The sequence below is a fragment of the Alphaproteobacteria bacterium genome (assembly GCA_005883305.1).
Lineage (GTDB): Bacteria > Pseudomonadota > Alphaproteobacteria > Sphingomonadales > Sphingomonadaceae > Allosphingosinicella.
In genome coordinates this window covers 900,782-918,151 of record VBAC01000001.1, presented here as the reverse complement: position 1 = coordinate 918,151, position 17,370 = coordinate 900,782, and the positions used below count along the sequence as shown (strand labels likewise).

Here is a 17,370-nt window from a genome sequence, read left to right as displayed (position 1 = left end):
ACTCGCGCGGGTCATCTAACACGGCCGCCGCCAGCGCGCGACGAAAAAGCCGTCGGTCCGGTCCCGCGCCGGGCTGAGCAGCAGGCCCGTGCCCGAGGGCGTGCCGGCCTTTATCGGCATCCGCTCCGGAACCAGCGATGAACGGGCGGTCAGCGCCGCGGCCTGGTCGCGGCCCTCGCTCGCCAGCAGCGAGCAGACCGCATAGACCAGCCGCCCGCCGGGTTTGAGCAACGTTGCCCCGAGATCGAGCAGCCGCGACTGAAGAGCGACGACTCGCTCCAGCCGCTGCGGAGTCAGCCGCCAGCGAGTCTCGGGATTGCGGCGCCATGTGCCGGTGCCGGAGCAAGGCGCGTCGACCAGCACGAGGTCCGCCTGGCCGGCCAGATCGGCGAGCATCGCTTCCTCCCGGTTCGGATCGAGCAGCAGCGGCTCGACGATCGTCACCCCCGCCCGCTCGATTCTCGGCCCCATCCGCGCGAGCCGGCCGCGGTCCGCGTCGCTCGCGACGATCCTTCCGGCATTGCCCATTTCCGCGGCGATCGCGAGCGTCTTGCCGCCCGCCCCGGCGCACAGGTCCACCGCAAGCATGCCGGGCCCGGCCTCGCAGCCAAGACAGATCAGCTGACTGCCCTCGTCCTGGACCTCGATCAGGCCGCCGCGCCACGCCTCGCTGTCCTCGATTCGAAGGCCTTCGGGAAGGCGAATGCCGATCGGCGAGAGCGGGCTCGGCTCACCCTCGGCGATTTGCGCCAGCGCATCCTCGCGCGAGCCCTTGAGCCGGTTGACCCTAAGATCGAGCGGCGCCCGGGCGAGCAGCGCAGCGAGCTCTCCGGGCGCGATCGCGGGGTCGAATTGGGGCACGATCCACGCCGGGGCGACGCCCGCCGGCGCCGCGGCCTCGTCCGGGGCTGGGCTGGCCGGACCGTGCGCGGATCCGTCGAACGCGTCGAGCAGCCAGGGAAGGTCTTGCGCGAGGCCGAGCATCGCCGCGCGTCCCGAGGCCGGTCTCTCCCCCGCCCTTCGGATCGCCCCGAAAACGAGGTCGCGGACCTCGCGCCGGTCCTTCGAGCCGGCGTAGCGACGAGTCTTGAAATAGCGCGCGATCAACGTGTCCGCCGCCGCCCCGCCCTCGCGCGCGGCCGTGATCACCTCATCGAGCAACTCGATCGCCGCCTGGGCTCTGGCCGAAGGGGTCATCGATCCATTCCGTCATTCCCGCGACAGCGGGAATCCGGCCATCCTTGATCCCCGCTGGCGCGGAAATGACGGGACAGGAACACCATCCTCAGGCCCTAACGCTGCGGATAATTGGGCGCCTCGCGGGTGATCGTGACGTCGTGGACATGGCTTTCGCGAAGGCCCGCATTGGTGATCCGGACGAAGCGCGCCTTCTTCTGCAGCTCCTCGATCGTCGCCGCGCCGGTATAGCCCATCGCCGCCTTCACCCCTCCGACGAGCTGGTGGATCACGTCCGAGGCATGGCCCTTATAGGCGACCTGCCCTTCGATGCCTTCGGGCACGAGCTTGAGCTGGTCCTTGATGTCCTGCTGGAAATAGCGGTCGGCCGAGCCGCGCGCCATCGCCCCGACCGAGCCCATCCCGCGATAGGATTTGTAGGCGCGGCCCTGGTAGAGGAAGGTCTCGCCGGGAGCCTCCTCGGTGCCCGCGAGCAGCGATCCGATCATCACCGCCGCCGCGCCTCCGGCAAGCGCCTTGGCGACGTCGCCGCTGCTCCTGAGGCCGCCGTCGGCGATCACCGGCGTGCCGCTCTTGGCGGCCTCCTCGGCCGATTCCATCACCGCGGTCAGCTGCGGCACCCCGACCCCGGCGACGATCCGCGTGGTGCAGATCGATCCCGGCCCGATCCCCACCTTCACCGCGTCGGCGCCCGCGCCGATCAGCGCCTTGGTTGCCTCTGCGGTGGCGACGTTCCCGGCGACGACCTGCACGGCGTTCGAATGCTTGCGGATCCGCTCGACCGCGGCGGCGACGTCGACATTGTGGCCGTGCGCGGTGTCGATGACGATCAGGTCGCACTCCGCGTCGATCAGCGCCTGGCTTCGCTCGAAGCCCTTGTCGCCGACGGTCGTCGCAGCCGCCACGCGCAGCCGCCCCGCGGCGTCCTTGGTGGCGTCGGGATAGGCGACCGCCTTCTCGATATCCTTGACCGTGATCAGGCCCAAGCAGCGGCCCTCCTCGTCGACCACCAGCAGTTTCTCGATCCTGCGCTGGTGGAGAAGCCGCCGCGCCTCCTCCTGGCCGACGCCGGGGCGCACGGTCGCGAGATTCTCGCTGGTCATCAGCTCGGAAACCGGCTGACGCGGATTGCCGGCGAAGCGCACGTCGCGGTTGGTCAGGATGCCGACCAGCCGGCCGCCCTTCTCGGTCACCGGAATTCCGGAAATCTTGTGGCGCTTCATCAGCTCGAGCGCCTTGGCCAGCGTCTGATCAGGAGTCATGGTGATCGGGTTGACGATCATCCCACTCTCGAAGCGCTTGACCGCGCGCACCGCGGCCGCCTGCTCGTCGACTTCCATGTTGCGGTGGAGCACGCCGAGGCCGCCGAGCTGGGCCATGACGATCGCCATGTCGGCGCCGGTGACGGTGTCCATGGCCGAGGAGACGACCGGGATGTTGAGCGCGATCTCCCTGGTCAGCCGCGTTCGCGTGTCGGCCTGGCTCGGAAGCACGCGCGATTCAGCGGGACGCAGGAGGACGTCGTCGAAGGTCAGGCCGAGCGGGATCTCGATGGTCATGGGGTCGCTCTTGCAGGCCTCTGGTAGGTCGCCGGATCGGCCAGCCGCCGGGCGAGCGCGACGGTCAGGTTCGCATCCTCGGCGGCGCCGTCGAGGACGATCTCGCCGTCGGCCTGGTCGTCGGGCTTGTGGTAGCGTCCCTCGAGGAAGCGATTGAGCAGCGTCATGTCGGAGAAGGAGCCGCCGACCATGATCGCCGGCACGCCCGCCCGGTTGAAGGCCCAGCCGTCCTGCCGCTGGACCAGCTCCGCCGCCTCGTCGTCGGTGTCGAGCCGCCGGCCCATCGCCGCCACCGTCGAGTCGATCGCCGAGTCGAGCGGGGCGAGGCCGCGGCCCATCACCGCGACCGGGCTTCCGGCATGCTGGATCGCCACCGTGTCCATATTGATCGCCGCGAGGATCGAGCCCAGCGGCACGGTCGGGTGCGCCGCATAGTAAGTCGCGCCGAGCAGCCCCTCTTCCTCCGCGGTGGTCGCGAGAACGAGGACGTCGCGAACCGGCCGCGGCTGCTGGGCGAGGCGTCCGGCGACCTCGATCATCATCGCGATTCCGCTCGCATTGTCGACCGCGCCGTTGCAGATCCGGTCCGGCGCCCCCTCGGGCCGGCAGAAGCCGAGATGGTCCCAATGGGCCATCAGAATCACATTCTCCGCCGTCGACCCGCTGCCGCGCACCCGCCCCAGGACGTTGTTGGTGGCGAAGCGGTTGACGACGGTGTTCACGGTCATCGAAACGCGAAGGGGCAGCGTCGCGACGCCCGAAGGGGGCTGGTCGAGCGCCGCGCCGACGAGCCGGCGCGCAGCGCTTTGCGGCATGATCCCGGTCACGATGGCCGGGGCCTCGGCCTCGATCCGCGTGCTTCCCCGGGCGAAGCTGCGCGTGACCATCTCCCAGGGAACCTGAGCCCCGGCGACGACGATCACCGCCGCGGCGCCGGCGTCGGCCAGCGCCTTGACCCGCGTTCTGATCGAAGCGCGGCCCTCGCCCATCGGCCCCTGGACGATCAGGACGACGGCACCGCGCAGCTCGGGGCCTTGCGCCCCTTCTCCCGCGAAGACCACCGGCGCGTCGGCGATGGTGACCGCCGGCTGCGGCCCGATCAGCGCCATCTCCCCGGCGTCGATCGCCACCGGCGCGCCGGAGACGGTCCAGCGCACGTCGCTTCGGCCGGGCAGCGTCTCGATCAGCCGCACCGGCTGGAACCAGGTCCCGTTCTCGCCGGCGGGCTCGAGGCCGCGCTGCTGGAGCTGGCGAACGATATAATCGGTGGTCAGCCGCTCGCCCGCCGAGCCGGGCGCCCTGCCCTGAAATTCGTCGCTCGCCAGCGCCTGGATATGGCGCAGCATGTCGCCCGGAGCGATCGGCTGCGCGGCGAGCGGCGTGGCGATGAGAAAGGTGAAAGGCGCGGCGGCGCGGAACAAGGCCTTGAACATGGCGCTGCTTAAGGAGCGGGGCTCAGGCTGGCAAGCGATTCGCCTTGGCGATGATCGCCCGCGCCTGGTCGACATGGAGTTGCTCGATCATCCGTCCCTCGTGCCGCTGGGCGCCGCCCGACGAGGCCTCGACGAGCCTGCGCGCGGCCTCGATCTCCGCTTCGCTCGGGGTGAAGGCGCGGTTCGCGGTCTCGATCTGGCTCGGGTGGATCAGCGACTTGCCGTCGAAGCCCCAGGCCCGCCCCTCGGCGCACTCGGCGGCGAGGCCCGCTGTGTCGTCGAGCCCGTTATAGACGCCGTCGAACGCCGGCGTGCCGGCCGCGCGCGCCGAAAGCAGGATGCGCTGGAGCGCGAAGACGAGCCCGCCCCGGCCCGATCCCGGCGGCAGCCCCAGGCTCGCGGAAAGATCGTTGGTTCCGGCGATCAGCCCGCGGGCGGCCGAGGCGATCGCGGCCGCGTCGATCACTGCGCGTGGGGTCTCGATCATCGCCAGCACGGGCTTTTGCACCAGCCAGCCGGCGTCGGCCACCATCTTGGCCGATTCGGCCTTAGCGAGGATCACGAAATCGGCGGTCGAGCGGCGAACCGCGACGACGTCCTCGCCATAATGAGCGGAGCCCGTCGGGTTCATCCTGATCGCGACGGGCCGCCCTCCGAAGCCTTCATGAGTCGCCATCGAAGCGGCCTCGCGCGCCGCCGCCTTGTCCTCCTCGGCGACGGCGTCCTCGAGGTCGAGCACGACCATGTCCGCATCCAGCGTGCGCGCCTTCTCGATCGCGCGGGGATTGGAGGCCGGGAGAAAGAGCAACGAGCGGCAGCGGCGGAGGTCGGCCTGGTCCATGGCGTTCCGATTCCTCTTGGAAGAGAGCCCGTTTGTCTACATGATATCTCCCTCAGCGGGGAGGGAGAGCCGTCATGGGCCTGTTTTTTACGATTTTGATCGTCCTGGTCATCCTTTACCTGTTTTCGGGTATCAAGGTCGTCCGCCAAGGCTATCAATATACGATAGAATATTTCGGCCGCTTCACCACCGTCGCGCGCCCCGGCCTGAATTATTACCCGCCCTTCTTCTATCGCGTCGGCCGCAAGGTGAACATGATGGAGCAGGTCCTCGACATTCCGGGCCAGGAGATCATCACCAAGGACAATGCGATGGTCGGAGTCGACGGCATCGTCTTCTTCCAGGTGCTCGACGCGGCCAAGGCGGCCTATGAGGTGTCGGACCTCTATCTCGCCATCATGCAGCTCACGACGACCAACCTTCGCACGGTGATGGGCTCGATGGACCTCGACGAGACCCTCTCCAAGCGCGACGAGATCAACGCAAGGCTGCTGACCGTGGTCGATCTCGCCACCGAGGCCTGGGGCGTCAAGATCACCCGGGTCGAGGTCAAGGACATCCGCCCGCCCGCAGACATCGTCAACGCGATGGGCCGGCAGATGAAGGCGGAGCGCGAGAAGCGCGCCCTGATCCTCGAATCCGAGGGCCTTCGCGCCTCCGAGATCCTCAAGGCCGAGGGCCAGAAGCAGGGCCAGATCCTTCAGGCCGAGGGTCGCCGCGAGGCCGCCTTCCGCGACGCCGAGGCGCGCGAACGCTCAGCCGAAGCCGAGGCCAAGGCGACCGAGATGGTCTCCGAGGCGATCGAGAAGGGCTCGAGCCAGGCGATCAACTATTTCGTCGCGCTCAAATATGTCGAGGCGGTCAGCCGCTTCGCCACCTCGCCCAACGCCAAGACGATTCTCTTCCCGGTCGAGGCGACCCAGCTGATCGGAACGCTCGGCGGAATCGGCGAGCTTGCGCGCGACGCGCTGGGCGCCAACGCCGCCGGCGGGAACAATCGCCGCGGCCCGTTCGAGGGAGGCCAGCAATGAACTCGTTCGACTCGCTGGCGAGCTTCTCCGGCACGCTCGCGCCGCACTGGTGGTGGCTGATCGCCGCAGGACTGCTCGCCATCCTCGAAATCTTCGCGCCCGGCATCTTCCTGATCTGGATCGCGATCGCCGCGGCGGTCACCGGCGTGATCCTCTCGATGGTCGATCTCAGCTTCCCCGTCCAGGCGGTGATCTTCGCGGTGCTCGCCTTCGCTTCCGTTTTCGCCGGCCGGCTCTACTACGCCCGCAATCCGGTCCCCAACGAGGATCCGAACCTCAACGCGCGCGCCGCGCGGCTGATCGGCAAGACGGTGACGGTCGAGCAGGCGATCGAGAACGGCGCCGGACGGGTCCGCGTCGGCGACGGCGTGTGGAACGCGCGCGGGCCGGACCTGCCCGCGGGAAGCCACGCGCAGATCGTCGCCGCCGACGGCACCTGCCTGCACATCCTTCCGATCGATCAGGCGCCCGCCGGCACCTTCATCCCGCCAGCCTGAGGCCGCGATGATCCTGGACCGCCGCCAGCTCCTGCTGGGCGCAAGTGCGCTCGCCTTCGCGCCCGCCTTCCCCGCCCTGGCCTCGCAGGGCGGCGCCAATGAGGAGTTCGCCGGCGTCGCCGAGGCCCTGCTCGCCGATTATCCGGAAAACGCCTCGGCGCTCGGGCTCGACGCCGGCGCGCGCGCAGCGTTCAAGTCCCGACTCACCGACCGTTCGCCCGAAGGCCAGCGCGCCATTGCCGCCCGCGCCGCGGAGCGCCTCGCCCGCTTGCGCGCGGTCGATCCCGCCACGCTCTCCCCCTCGGCGCGGGTCACCCTCGACGTGGTCGGGACCGCCCACGAAACCGCGCTCGAAGGCTTCGCCTTCCCGTTCGGCGACGTCGCCACGCTCAACCAGAACTGGTCCTACCGCAACGCGCCTTACGTGGTCGCCCAGAATACCGGCGCCTTCGTCGAGATCCCGGACACGCTGGACAGCAACCACAAGGTCGAGAACGCCGCCGACGCGGAGGCCTATCTCGCCCGCATGGAAGGGTATGCCGCCGCGCTCGATGGCGAGACCGAACGGCTGCACCACGATTCCGGCATCGGCGTCGTCGCGCCCGATTTCCTGCTCGACAAGAGCCTTCGCCAGCAGCGCGCCGTCCGCGGCCAGCCGGTCGACGAATGGGGCCTGGTTACCTCGCTCGCCCGGCGCACGGCCTCCCTCCCCGGCGATTTCGCCGGCCGCGCCGAGCGCTTGGCGGCCGAGAAGGTGGCGCCCGCGCTCGACCGCCAGATCGCCGAGCTTGCCCGCCAGCGCTCGGCCGCCACCGCCGACGCCGGCGTCTGGAAGCTGCCGGACGGCGACGCCTATTACGCCTGGGCGCTCAAGGCCGGGACGACCACCACGCGCACGCCCGAAGAGGTCCACGCCCAGGGCCTCGATGAGCTTCGCGCGCTCCAGTCGCAAATGGACACGATCCTCCGCGCCCGAGGCCTCACCCGGGGCAGCGTCGGCGAGCGGATGACTGCGCTCGGCCGCGATCCGGCCAACCTCTTCCCCAATACCGACGCGGGCCGCCGGCAGGTCCTCGATTTCATGAACGCGGCGATCGCCGACATCCGCACGCGCCTGCCTAGGGCCTTCGGCACTCTGGTGCGCGGCAATCTGATCGTGAAGCGGGTGCCGCCCGAGATCGAGATCGGAGCACCCGGCGCCTATGCCGGGGCCGGCTCGATCGACGGAAGCGTGCCGGGCAACCTCTACGTCAACCTGCACGATACGTCGCGAACGCCGCGCTTCGGCCTCACCACCCTCGCATTCCACGAAGGCATTCCGGGCCACGTCTGGCAGGGCGAATATAGCTACCGCCTGCCGCTGGTCCGCACCCTGCTCGCCTTCAACGCTTATTCGGAAGGCTGGGCGCTCTACGCCGAGCAGCTGGGCGACGAGCTCGGAGTCTATGAGGGCGATCCGCTCGGCCGCCTCGGCTACCTCCAGTCGATCGCCTTCCGCGCCTGCCGCCTCGTCGTCGACACCGGCCTCCACGCCAAGCGCTGGACCCGCGACCATGCGATCCGATGGTTCGCCGAAACCAACGGCTCCTCGGCCGAGGAGGTGACCAGCGAGGTCGACCGCTATTGCGCCTGGCCCGGTCAGGCCTGCGGCTACAAGGTCGGCCACAGCGAGATCAACCGCTTGCGCGAGCATGCGCGCTCAGCTCTCGGCCCCCGCTTCGATCTGCGCGCCTTCGACGACGCGGTGGTGACGGGCGGCAACGTCCCGCTGGTCGTGCTCGGCCGGATCATCGACGCCCACATCGCGGCGCGGCGGGGCTAAGAAGAAAGCCCTCTACAGCTAACCGTTCCCCGGCGAAGGCCGGGGTCCAGGCCGAAGGCTTTCGCAAGGCTTTCGTACCGACCCGGCGGATGGCCGGATCACTTGCCCGGCGCCGTCTCCCGCATTTTCAGGAACACCGGCAACACGCACAAAGCCACGGCCGCGATCATCAGGCCGGGCATTTCCGGGCACCCGGTTCGCTCTATCAGCAGCTGCGCCAGCCAGGGCGTCAGCCCGCCGAAGATCGCGGTCGCGCCGGTCGCGCCGAAAGCGAGGCCACTGACCCTGCCCTCGCCGGTGAACTGCTCGGCGGTGGCGACCGCGCCGACCGCGCTCACCCCGCCCGCGACGCCGGCCAGGATCACCGCGCCCAGCAGCGCCCGCCCCCAGTCGCCGCCGGCCATCAGCGAGAACATCGTGATCGGCAGCAGCGCGCTCAGGGCGGCAAGGGCGAGAAGCACCGGCCTTCGCCCGATCCGGTCCGAGAGCAGGCCGACGAACGGAGTCACCAGGATCACGGCCATTGCGGCGATGGTCGAAAGCCAGAGCGAATCCCCCTCCGCCATCGCCCCCGCCGAAGCGAGGAAGGCGGGCACGTAGGTGATTCCGACATAATAAGTGATCGAGCCCAGAGCGGAGATGGCGAAGGCGCGAACGACCCCGCGCCGCTGCCCGACCAGCGCGTGGCGAAGCGGGTTCGCCGGCACGGTTCCTTCGCTCACCTGGCGCTCGAACTCCGGCGATTCCTCCATCGTGGAGCGCGCGACCCACACCGATCCGGCGAGCGCGGCGCCGACCAGGAAGGGAATGCGCCAGCCCCAGGATTCGAGGTCGGCATTGCTCATCGCAATGACGGTGACTGCCGAGACCCCCACCGCGAGCAATGCGCCGATCTCGCTCGCCGCTGCCGCGGAGGAGGCGATCAGGCCACGCCGTTCGGGCCGCGCCCCTTCGAGCAGATAGGCGACCACCCCGGTATATTCCCCGCCGACGGAGAAGCCCATCACGCAGCGCAGCAGGATCAGCAACCAGGCCGCCGCCGGGCCGATCTGTCCGGCGGTCGGCAGCAGGCCGGTCAGCAGCATGGCCAGCGACATGATCGCCATCGACAGCAGAAGCATCGGCCGCCGCCCGCGCCGGTCGCCGAGATGGCCGAAGAAGACGGCGCCGATCGGGCGCATAAGATAAGCGACCGCGAACCCGCCGAGAGTCATTGCCAGCGAGGCCGCGCCGCCGCCGAAGAAGACCCGCGAAAGCACCGTCGCGAAATAGAGGTAGAGCGTGAAATCGTACCATTCGACCACCGTCGACAAAGCGGCGATGGCGAGCGAGCGGCGCGAGAGGCGGGGCGCCGTCACTCCAGCGCGCAGACCGCGTCGCTCATCAGGAGCGCCGCGTTCCCGGCGTCCTGCGTGGCGTGAAGGGACCGCCAGCAGGCGAAATCGAGAGCGACGCCGAGCAAAACCTGTGCGCGCGGGTTCATCCCTTCGCCAAGCGTCTGGTGGGCCGCGGCGAAGGTCGGCAGCATCCTCAGCTCGGTCATCTCCCGGGTCAGCGCATGATGCTCGGCGTCGCGGATCACGCAGGCGGCCATTTCCGCGTTGCGCTCGTACCAGCGGTAGAGCTCCTCGAGGCCGTGCCGAATGCGCTCCCAGCCCGGCGGCAGAGCGCGCCACCGGGCGACGTCGGGCAGCGGATCGTGCGCCAGGGCATGGCCCGAGCAGGCGAGGAACAGGTCCCGCTCCTCGGGGAAGTGGGCGTAATAGGTGTGCCGCTGCACCCCTGCCCGCTCGGCGATCTGCGCCACGGTCGTTCGCGCCGGCCCTAGCGTCGAATGAAGTGCCACCGCGGCCTCGATGATTCGCCGGCGAGTCTCCTCGCGTCTGTCCGCGCGCCGGCCCATGCGATAGGGCCGCTTATTCGCTGCACGCGGTTGTGCATCGGAAGTTGACATGCCTGCACATTAGCTGCACACTTATGTGCAGTCAACGAGTCGCCAGGAGCATGAAGATGACCACCGCCCTCGATGAAGTCGCCGACGGCATCTACCGAATCTCGACCTTCGTCCGGGAGGTCGCGCCGCCGGCGGGCTTCGCCTTCAACCAATATCTCGTTCTCGGCGGCGAGCCGCTGCTGTTCCACACCGGCCAGCGCACGCTCTTTCCCGCAGTGAGCGAAGCCGTCGCGCGCCTGATCCCGCTCGATGGGCTGCGCTGGATCGGCTTCGGCCATGTCGAGGCCGACGAATGCGGCGCGATGAACCTGTGGCTCGCGGCCAGCCCGAACGCCGAGATCGTCCACGGCGAGACCGGCTGCGACGTCAGCCTGAACGACCTCGCCGACCGCGCGCCGCGCAAGCTCGCCGATGGCGAGACGATCGACCTCGGCGGCAAGAGCGTCCGCTACATCGATACGCCGCACACGCCCCACGGCTGGGAAGCTGGTCTGGTCTACGAGGAGACGACCGGCACTCTTCTCTGCGGCGATCTCTTCACCCAGACCGGGCGGACCGCCGCGCTGACGACCGGCGACATCGTCGGCCCGGCGGCGGCGGCCGAGGATTTGTTCCGCTTTTCGAGCCTCCATCCGGAGATGGGCGCGACCATCCGCCGCCTTGCCGGACTTGCCCCGCGGACGCTCGCGCTGATGCACGGCCCCGCTTATTCGGGAGACGGCGCCGCTGCCCTGCTCGCGCTGGCCGAGGATTACGACCGCCGTACCGAATCCTGGCGGTCGCGGCAGGCCGAGGCCGCCTAGCCCTCTCCCATGCTCCGCCGGGCGAGGCGCATCGCGCCGACGATGCACCCGGCGAACAGGGCGCCCTCGATCATTCCGGTCGCCGCCTGGCTGACCGGCCCGAAGCCGCTCTCGCCGAACAGGGCGCCGATCGCGTCCAGCCTCAGCCGCGAGCCGGGAAAGCCGCGCACCAGAAGATCGAGGCTTCCGCCCATCAGCCGCCCGCCGAGAAGCGGAATGGCGGCGCCCGCCGCTCCCCCCGAAAGCGCGGCCATCGCAACTCCGCGCCGGAGTGACGAGCGCCGCGCGAGCAAGGCGCCTAGCCCGACCGAGGCGCCGAGCATCAGCCCCTCGGCGCCGCCGGTAATGTCTCCCGGCGAGCGGCCGAGCAGCAGGTTGAACGCGTCGAGCCCGAGCAGCTTGGCCACCGCCCCGACGGCCATTCCGCCCAACGCCCCGCCGGCGATCGTCCATCGCGGCGCTCCGGCGGCGATTCCGAAGCTCACCCCCGCGCCGCCGATCAGCGCCGCCGCGACCGTCAGCCACAGCAGCACCAGCAGAACCGACGCGGCCCCCGGCCCGCCGCCGAGCGCGAAGCCGTAGAACAGCCCGCCGAGCACCCCGGCGCCCGCGGCCCCAAGCGTCCCGGCGCCGCCCAGCAGCATGGCCCGCCGCCACGGAGACTCCCCTCCCCTTGATGGGGAGGGGCCGGGGGCGGGGTGGCTTTCGAGACCCGCACGGCGTTCGCGAGCGCCGGTCTCGCGCTCGATGCGCTCCACCGGCGCGACGAAGCGATAGCCATGCTTCGGCACCGTCTCGATGAAGCGCGGCCGCGCCGCATCGTCGCCGAGCAGCCGACGGAGCGTTCTGATGCACTGGGTCAGCGCCTCGTCGGTCACCGGAACGCCGCGCCACACCTCGGCCATGAAGCGCTCCTTGGACACCAGCCTGCCGTCCTCGCCGACCAGCAGGGCGAGGGCGTCGAGATAGCGCGCGTTGAGCTCCACCGGCGCGCCCTCCCGGCAGAGCCTGCGGTCGTGGGGATCGAGCGTGAAGCCTCCGAACGCGAACTTCATGATTTCAGCAAAACCTCATCACCTGCTCATGACCTTCATCCGCCGATGGCCGATAGCCCAAGCCTCATTCATCGATGAAAGGCAAGGCAATGGCAAATGGCGGGGAAACGGTTGGACGGCGCGCCAATCCGTGGCGGATCGGGGCGTGGAGCATCGCGGGCCTGCTGCTGTTGATCCCGGCGGTGGCGATGCAGTTCGACAGCGGCGTGAACTGGACGGCGTTCGATTTCCTCTTCGCCGCCGGAATGATCGCCATCGTCGGCGGAGCTTTCGAACTGGCCGTCAGGGCAACCCGCAACAGCGCCTATCGCGGCGGAGTCGGGGCGGCGCTGGCGGCGGGCTTCATGATCGTCTGGGCGACCGGCGCGGTCGGGATGATCGGCGACGAGGGCGACGCCTACAATCTGCTCTTCTTCGCAGTCATCCTCGTCGCGCTGGGCGGCGCGGCGCTCGCCCGCTTCCGGGCACCGGGAATGGCCTGGGCGATGGCCGTGGCCGCGGCGGCGCACGTCGCGGTCGCCCTCGCCGGCATGACCATGGACCCGCGCGGCGGCCTGGTCAGCGCGGCGTTCGGCGCCCTCTGGCTGCTCTCCGCCGCCCTGTTCCGCAAGGCGGCGCGCGCGGCGGGCGGCTAGGCCGCCGCCGAGTCGTTGGGGCCGCCGCTCGATATGGCGCGAGCCGGATCGTCGCCGGAGGAACGAGGGCAGCGACGAGCGCCACCGTGCTCCGCGCCGTTGACGCCGACCTCCCCGTCCGCCTCGTCCCCGCCACCCCCAGCAAGGCCGCCCGCGCCGAGCCGATCGCGCTCAGGTCGAGACCCGGCGGGCGAAGCTTGCGGGGAATTGGAAGGACCAAATGTGCGCGCTGAGTCGGGCGGGGTATCAGGGAGCGGGGAGCCCGGACCGGCTTGACGCCATGGTTTGGGCAATGACCGAATTGTTCGAGAGGGAAAGGGAGCCTCGGGTTAGGGTTCCATAGACGAGTCCCGCTTCATTTTCCCGAAGATTTGGCAGGTTAACGGTTCGCGAATGCCACGATCTCCCGAGCTAGAAGCTTTGCTTCACCGAGGAAACGGTTAGGAGTAAGCACCTAAGGCAACGAAACCTAGTCTGGACGCTATCGGAATTCGAGACTTCGTGGGGGGTGCAATGGGAGACTTGGTCGACTGGCTTTCGCGGCATGGAGTTGCAGTTGGCGTTTTCGTCGTATCAATGCTGATATTGCTTTGGCTAGGCTACTACGTTCTCCGGCGGATCGACGATTCCAAACCGATACGATCTCCAACCAAAATGGCTATCGTACTGCATGCGGCTGCCGCGTTGGTGTCAGGATATGTTGCGTTTTTTCTGCCTGCATCCCCCGCATTGATCACAGCACAACCAACTGCCTCACCAACGCCGCCGCCAGTAACCAAAGTCAATTCGAATGCAGACGCCTCTCACGCGCCCGAGTTAGAAAGAAGTCGCCGACCTCAGGCCGTAGCAATCCGTTCCCCCGCGGAAGATGCCCCCGCCCAGACGAATTCTACCAACGAAGAGTACACCTGCGGCCCGCCTTTTTATCTCGCTTGGTGGAATTTGAATGCGCCGGCCCCGTCAGGCCGAGAAGCTGACGAAGCGATAAATAGATGTTCAGGTCCTATGACGGAAAATGGGTATGGGAGGCCGTTCAATAGCATGGCTGAAGCGCTGGCGGCCGCCCAACAGGCAAACGCCTGCGCTGGGCCGAGCGTCCGAGTCCGTGCTGATCTGGACAAATGCTAATATGGTACCCCGTCACTGCCCACCCTGCCCCGAATTAAGGCATACGCGATGCCGGGGTCACCATTCCGTGCTTCGCCAATCCGACTCCACACCCAGCCGCGCTGCCCTCACCGCCCCTTCGCCGTGAAAAGCCCATAAGCGCCGCCGGCCAGCGCGCCGAAGATCGGCCCGACGAACGGCGCCGGGATGGCGATCGGCGCCCCGATCCCCGCTGCGATCGCCGTCCCCTCCGGCCAGTCGGCCGCGCCCTCAAAGCCCCATCAGCCGCGGCGCCATCGTCTGCCACCACGGCGTTCCCCACAAGGCGTAGACCAGCGCCGTGAACGGCAGGCTCAACCCGATCCATATCAGCCAGGCCCGGTGCAAGCCCCGGTTGCGGACGACGTCCCAGATCAGCATCGGCGACACCGCGAGCAGCACGTAGAGATCGCTCGCGACCGGGCTGGCCGGAAGCGTGGTCGGAAGCCATTCGATGCGGTTGATCGCCGCCGGCAGGGCCATCGCGGTGGCGAGGATCATCATCCTCTTGTGCAGGCCCGGATCGCCCCGGCGCGCGCGAAGGCCGATCCACAGGAACAGCGGAAACAGAATCCCGACCCTGAACTGCAGCAGCATGATGTCGTCGGCGATCGGGATTCGCTGCCGCGCAATCTCCCCCGCCGCGCCGGCCACCTGAGCCGCGTTCCAGGTCACATGATAGATGGTCGGCACGAGCACGAGCCCGACGATGACGAGCGCGGGAGCCACCACCATCGCGGCGAGGCCGAGCCGGCGGTGGAGATCGCACCGCCCGCTCGCCACCAGCACCGTCTGGGCCAGCAGCAGCACGAGGAATGTGCCCATCAGCACAGCGTGGAGATGCAGGACCAATGGGAAAGACGGTCTCAGCCCGGCCTGGACCGCCGCCACCTTCGCCAGTGAATCCGGGATGAAGCCGGTGAAGGTGATGACGATGAAGCTCGCTGCGGTGAACACGTAGATCCACCGGTCGACGAAGCCCGCGCGCGGCGTCCCCGACAGCACGTCCGGCCGCCCCGCCGGTCCTGCAAATGCTTCCGCGACGCTGGCCATGGCTTCTCCCCCTCTTTGTATCGGCTCCGAAACGTAACATGTGCCGGTGCGATGGGGAATGGGCGGGACTCGACCGGGTTAGACCGTCAGCATCTGGAGGTCCGGTTCCACCCATCCCAGCCGCGCTTCTTTGGAAAACAGCAGCTCCGGCGAATAAAAGCGCAAAGGCCAGTCGCGCCGGCCCTCGGGCGCAGGCAGCAGGGCGTTTATTCGCTCCGCCAGCCCCTGCCCTTCGCTGCCCGCCAGCCCGCCGCGCAGGGTGCGGATGAAGACCTGCGTGATCGTCTCGTGATAGCCTTCGGTGTCGCTGTTCACCCCGCCGACGCTCTCGTTGTAGCGGCGGATCAGGTCCGGCAGGTCGCGCTCGGGCGCGATGTCCGGGCGCTCGATCAGAATCCACGCGGTGGTCGCGATATGCGCCTCGTGGGTCCATTCCGCTTTGGGCAGGGTGCGGTCGAGGAAGCGCGTGCCCACGCTTCTTATCGCTTCGTCGTGCGGCCAGAGCCGCGGTTCGTGATCGCTCATGTCTCGGTCCCCATAAAAGAAAAGGAGCGCGCCGGCTGCCGCCGGCACGCTCCCTTGAAAAGGTCGGTCGTGTAAGGCGTCAGGCCGCGCTGGTGACGGTCTCCCGGACTTGCTCCGCTTGTTGGCCTCTCGCGCCCGGCGCCGAGGCGAGCACGGCCGGATCGACATGCGCCTCGAACTTGGCGAAATTGTCGGTGAAGAGCTTGACCAGCTTCGCCGCGGTCGAATCGTAATCCTCCTTGTCGGCCCAGGTGCCGCGCGGATCGAGGATCCTCGAATCGACCCCGGGCACGCTGACCGGCACTTCGAAGCCGAAATTCGGGTCGGTGCGGAATTCGACGTTCTTCAGGGATCCGTCGAGCGCTGCGTTGAGCAGCGCGCGGGTGGCCTTGATCGGCATGCGGCTGCCGACGCCGTATTTGCCGCCGGTCCAGCCGGTGTTGACCAGCCAGCAGGTGACCCCGCCCCGCGCGATCCGCTCCTTGAGCAGGTTGCCGTAGACGCTCGGGTGGCGCGGCATGAAGGGGGCGCCGAAGCAGGTCGAGAAGGTCGCTTCCGGCTCGGTCACGCCGATCTCGGTGCCGGCGACCTTGGCGGTGTAGCCGGAGAGGAAGTGGTACATCGCCTGCTCGGGCGTCAGGCGGGCGATCGGCGGGAGCACGCCGAACGCATCGGCGGCGAGGAAGATCACCGTCTTCGGCACCGGGCCCATATTCTCGGCCGAGGCATTGGGGATGAACTCGATCGGATAGGCGCCGCGGGTATTCTCGGCGAGGCTGTTGTCGTCGAGGTCGAGCGCGCGCGTGACGGGATCGACCACGACGTTCTCGAGCACCGTTCCGAACCTCTTGGTGGTCGCGAAAATCTCCGGCTCGGCTTCGGGCGAAAGCCGGATCATCTTGGCGTAGCAGCCGCCCTCGAAGTTGAACACGGCGGTGTCCGACCAGCCATGCTCGTCGTCGCCGATCAGCGTGCGGCTGGCGTCGGCGCTGAGAGTCGTCTTGCCGGTGCCGGAAAGGCCGAAGAAGACCGCGGTGTCGCCGTCGGCACCGATATTCGCCGAGCAGTGCATCGGCATCACGCCGGCCGGCGGAAGCAGGTAGTTGAGGATTCCGAACACCGACTTCTTCATCTCGCCGGCATAAGCGGTGCCGCCGATCAGGATCAGCTTCTCTCTCAGGTTGACGGCGATCACGGTCTCGGAACGCGTGCCGTGGCGCGCCGGATCGGCGCGGAAGCTCGGCAGGTCGACGATCGTGAATTCGGGCTCGAAGCCGGCAAGCGCGGCTGCTTCCGGGCGGACCAGAAGCGTGCGGATGAACTGGCTGTGCCAGGCGAGCTCGTTGATTACCCGGACGTTGACCCGGTGCTCCGCCTGCGAGCCGCCGTAGAGATCCTGGACGTAGAGCGTGTCCTTCTCCGCCAGCGCGGCCATGAAGTCCGCCTTCAGCGCGGCGAAATGCGCCGGGTCCATCGACTTGTTGTTGTCCCACCAGATCGTCGTCTCGGTCTCGCTATCGCGGACGATGAACTTGTCGTTGGCGCTTCGGCCGGTGTGCTTGCCGGTCTTCACGACCAGCGGCCCGTCCTTGGCGAGCACCCCCTCGCCCTTGCATAGGGCATGCTCGGTCAGCTCGGCCGGGCCGAGGTTCCAGTGAAGCTTCGCGGCCGTATCGATACCCTGATGGTGCAAGTCGAACGACGGGACCCGGTTGGTCACGCTCTTTCCCCTGAAATGAAGCGGTTAGGCCCTCTGCGGGCACGATCATGCCGCGCCCATATCGGAGCGGGGCCGTTACGTCAAAGGCTGGCGCGGCGG

General features: G+C 68.6%; 15 protein-coding genes. 5 read left to right on the top strand and 10 right to left on the bottom strand.

What is annotated here, in order from left to right:
- Positions 1–15: 15 nt before the first annotated feature.
- The 4 genes from E6G92_04575 to E6G92_04560 form a co-directional block, all read right to left on the bottom strand.
- Positions 16–1,197, bottom strand: a complete 1,182-nt coding sequence (locus E6G92_04575) for an RsmB/NOP family class I SAM-dependent RNA methyltransferase (protein ID TMJ19090.1) — start codon at positions 1,195–1,197, stop codon at positions 16–18.
- A gap of 95 nt (positions 1,198–1,292) precedes the next feature.
- The gene (gene guaB / locus E6G92_04570; protein ID TMJ20708.1) at positions 1,293–2,750 is read right to left on the bottom strand and encodes an IMP dehydrogenase; all 1,458 of its coding nucleotides are present in this window, start codon (positions 2,748–2,750) and stop codon (positions 1,293–1,295) included.
- Between the two features lie 2 nt (positions 2,751–2,752).
- Positions 2,753–4,264 carry a M28 family peptidase gene (locus tag E6G92_04565; protein TMJ19089.1) on the bottom strand — a complete coding sequence of 504 codons (1,512 nt, stop codon included), beginning with the start codon at positions 4,262–4,264 and terminating at the stop codon, positions 2,753–2,755.
- Complete coding sequence (locus tag E6G92_04560; GenBank protein ID TMJ19088.1) at positions 4,212–5,030, bottom strand: CoA ester lyase; 819 nt, start codon at positions 5,028–5,030, stop codon at positions 4,212–4,214. The genes E6G92_04565 and E6G92_04560 overlap by 53 nt, the downstream gene beginning before the upstream one ends.
- Positions 5,031–5,104: 74 nt before the next feature.
- On the opposite strand from E6G92_04560, the gene E6G92_04555 reads away from it, so the two are divergent.
- Genes E6G92_04555 through E6G92_04545 form a run of 3 tightly spaced genes read left to right on the top strand, consistent with a single transcriptional unit; the run spans position 5,105 to position 8,380 of the window.
- Entirely contained in the window at positions 5,105–6,061 is a 957-nt protein-coding gene (locus tag E6G92_04555) for an SPFH/Band 7/PHB domain protein (protein ID TMJ19087.1), read from the top strand.
- Complete coding sequence (locus tag E6G92_04550; GenBank protein ID TMJ19086.1) at positions 6,058–6,558, top strand: NfeD family protein; 501 nt, start codon at positions 6,058–6,060, stop codon at positions 6,556–6,558. Before E6G92_04555 ends, E6G92_04550 begins: the two co-directional genes overlap by 4 nt.
- Before the next feature lie 7 nt (positions 6,559–6,565).
- Positions 6,566–8,380, top strand: coding sequence for a DUF885 family protein (locus tag E6G92_04545; GenBank protein TMJ19085.1), 1,815 nt, complete (start codon positions 6,566–6,568; stop codon positions 8,378–8,380).
- A gap of 98 nt (positions 8,381–8,478) precedes the next feature.
- Here the strand turns inward: E6G92_04545 and E6G92_04540 are convergent, their stop codons facing one another.
- Positions 8,479–9,738: an MHS family MFS transporter gene (locus tag E6G92_04540; protein TMJ19084.1), complete on the bottom strand. Its 1,260-nt coding sequence runs from the start codon at positions 9,736–9,738 to the stop codon at positions 8,479–8,481.
- Positions 9,735–10,334 (bottom strand): helix-turn-helix transcriptional regulator, encoded by a 600-nt coding sequence (locus tag E6G92_04535; protein TMJ19083.1) that lies wholly within the window; start codon positions 10,332–10,334, stop codon positions 9,735–9,737. The genes E6G92_04540 and E6G92_04535 overlap by 4 nt, the downstream gene beginning before the upstream one ends.
- A gap of 56 nt (positions 10,335–10,390) precedes the next feature.
- Between E6G92_04535 and E6G92_04530 the strand changes: the two genes are divergently transcribed.
- Entirely contained in the window at positions 10,391–11,137 is a 747-nt protein-coding gene (locus E6G92_04530; GenBank protein TMJ19082.1) for an MBL fold metallo-hydrolase, read from the top strand.
- On the opposite strand, the gene E6G92_04525 is transcribed toward E6G92_04530, so the two are convergent.
- Positions 11,134–12,192, bottom strand: coding sequence for a transcriptional regulator (locus tag E6G92_04525; protein TMJ19081.1), 1,059 nt, complete (start codon positions 12,190–12,192; stop codon positions 11,134–11,136). The genes E6G92_04530 and E6G92_04525 overlap by 4 nt on opposite strands.
- A gap of 74 nt (positions 12,193–12,266) precedes the next feature.
- Here E6G92_04525 and E6G92_04520 point away from each other — a divergent pair, with 74 nt between their 5' ends.
- Positions 12,267–12,827, top strand: a complete 561-nt coding sequence (locus tag E6G92_04520; GenBank protein TMJ19080.1) for a hypothetical protein — start codon at positions 12,267–12,269, stop codon at positions 12,825–12,827.
- A 1,377-nt stretch (positions 12,828–14,204) separates the two neighbouring features.
- Here E6G92_04520 and E6G92_04515 read toward each other — a convergent pair.
- The 3 genes from E6G92_04515 to E6G92_04505 form a co-directional block, all read right to left on the bottom strand.
- Entirely contained in the window at positions 14,205–15,026 is an 822-nt protein-coding gene (locus E6G92_04515) for a hypothetical protein (GenBank protein TMJ19079.1), read from the bottom strand.
- 78 nt (positions 15,027–15,104) lie between these two features.
- Positions 15,105–15,509 (bottom strand): hypothetical protein, encoded by a 405-nt coding sequence (locus E6G92_04510; protein TMJ20707.1) that lies wholly within the window; start codon positions 15,507–15,509, stop codon positions 15,105–15,107.
- A 121-nt stretch (positions 15,510–15,630) separates the two neighbouring features.
- Positions 15,631–17,271 (bottom strand): phosphoenolpyruvate carboxykinase, encoded by a 1,641-nt coding sequence (locus E6G92_04505; protein TMJ19078.1) that lies wholly within the window; start codon positions 17,269–17,271, stop codon positions 15,631–15,633.
- Positions 17,272–17,370: the final 99 nt, after the last annotated feature.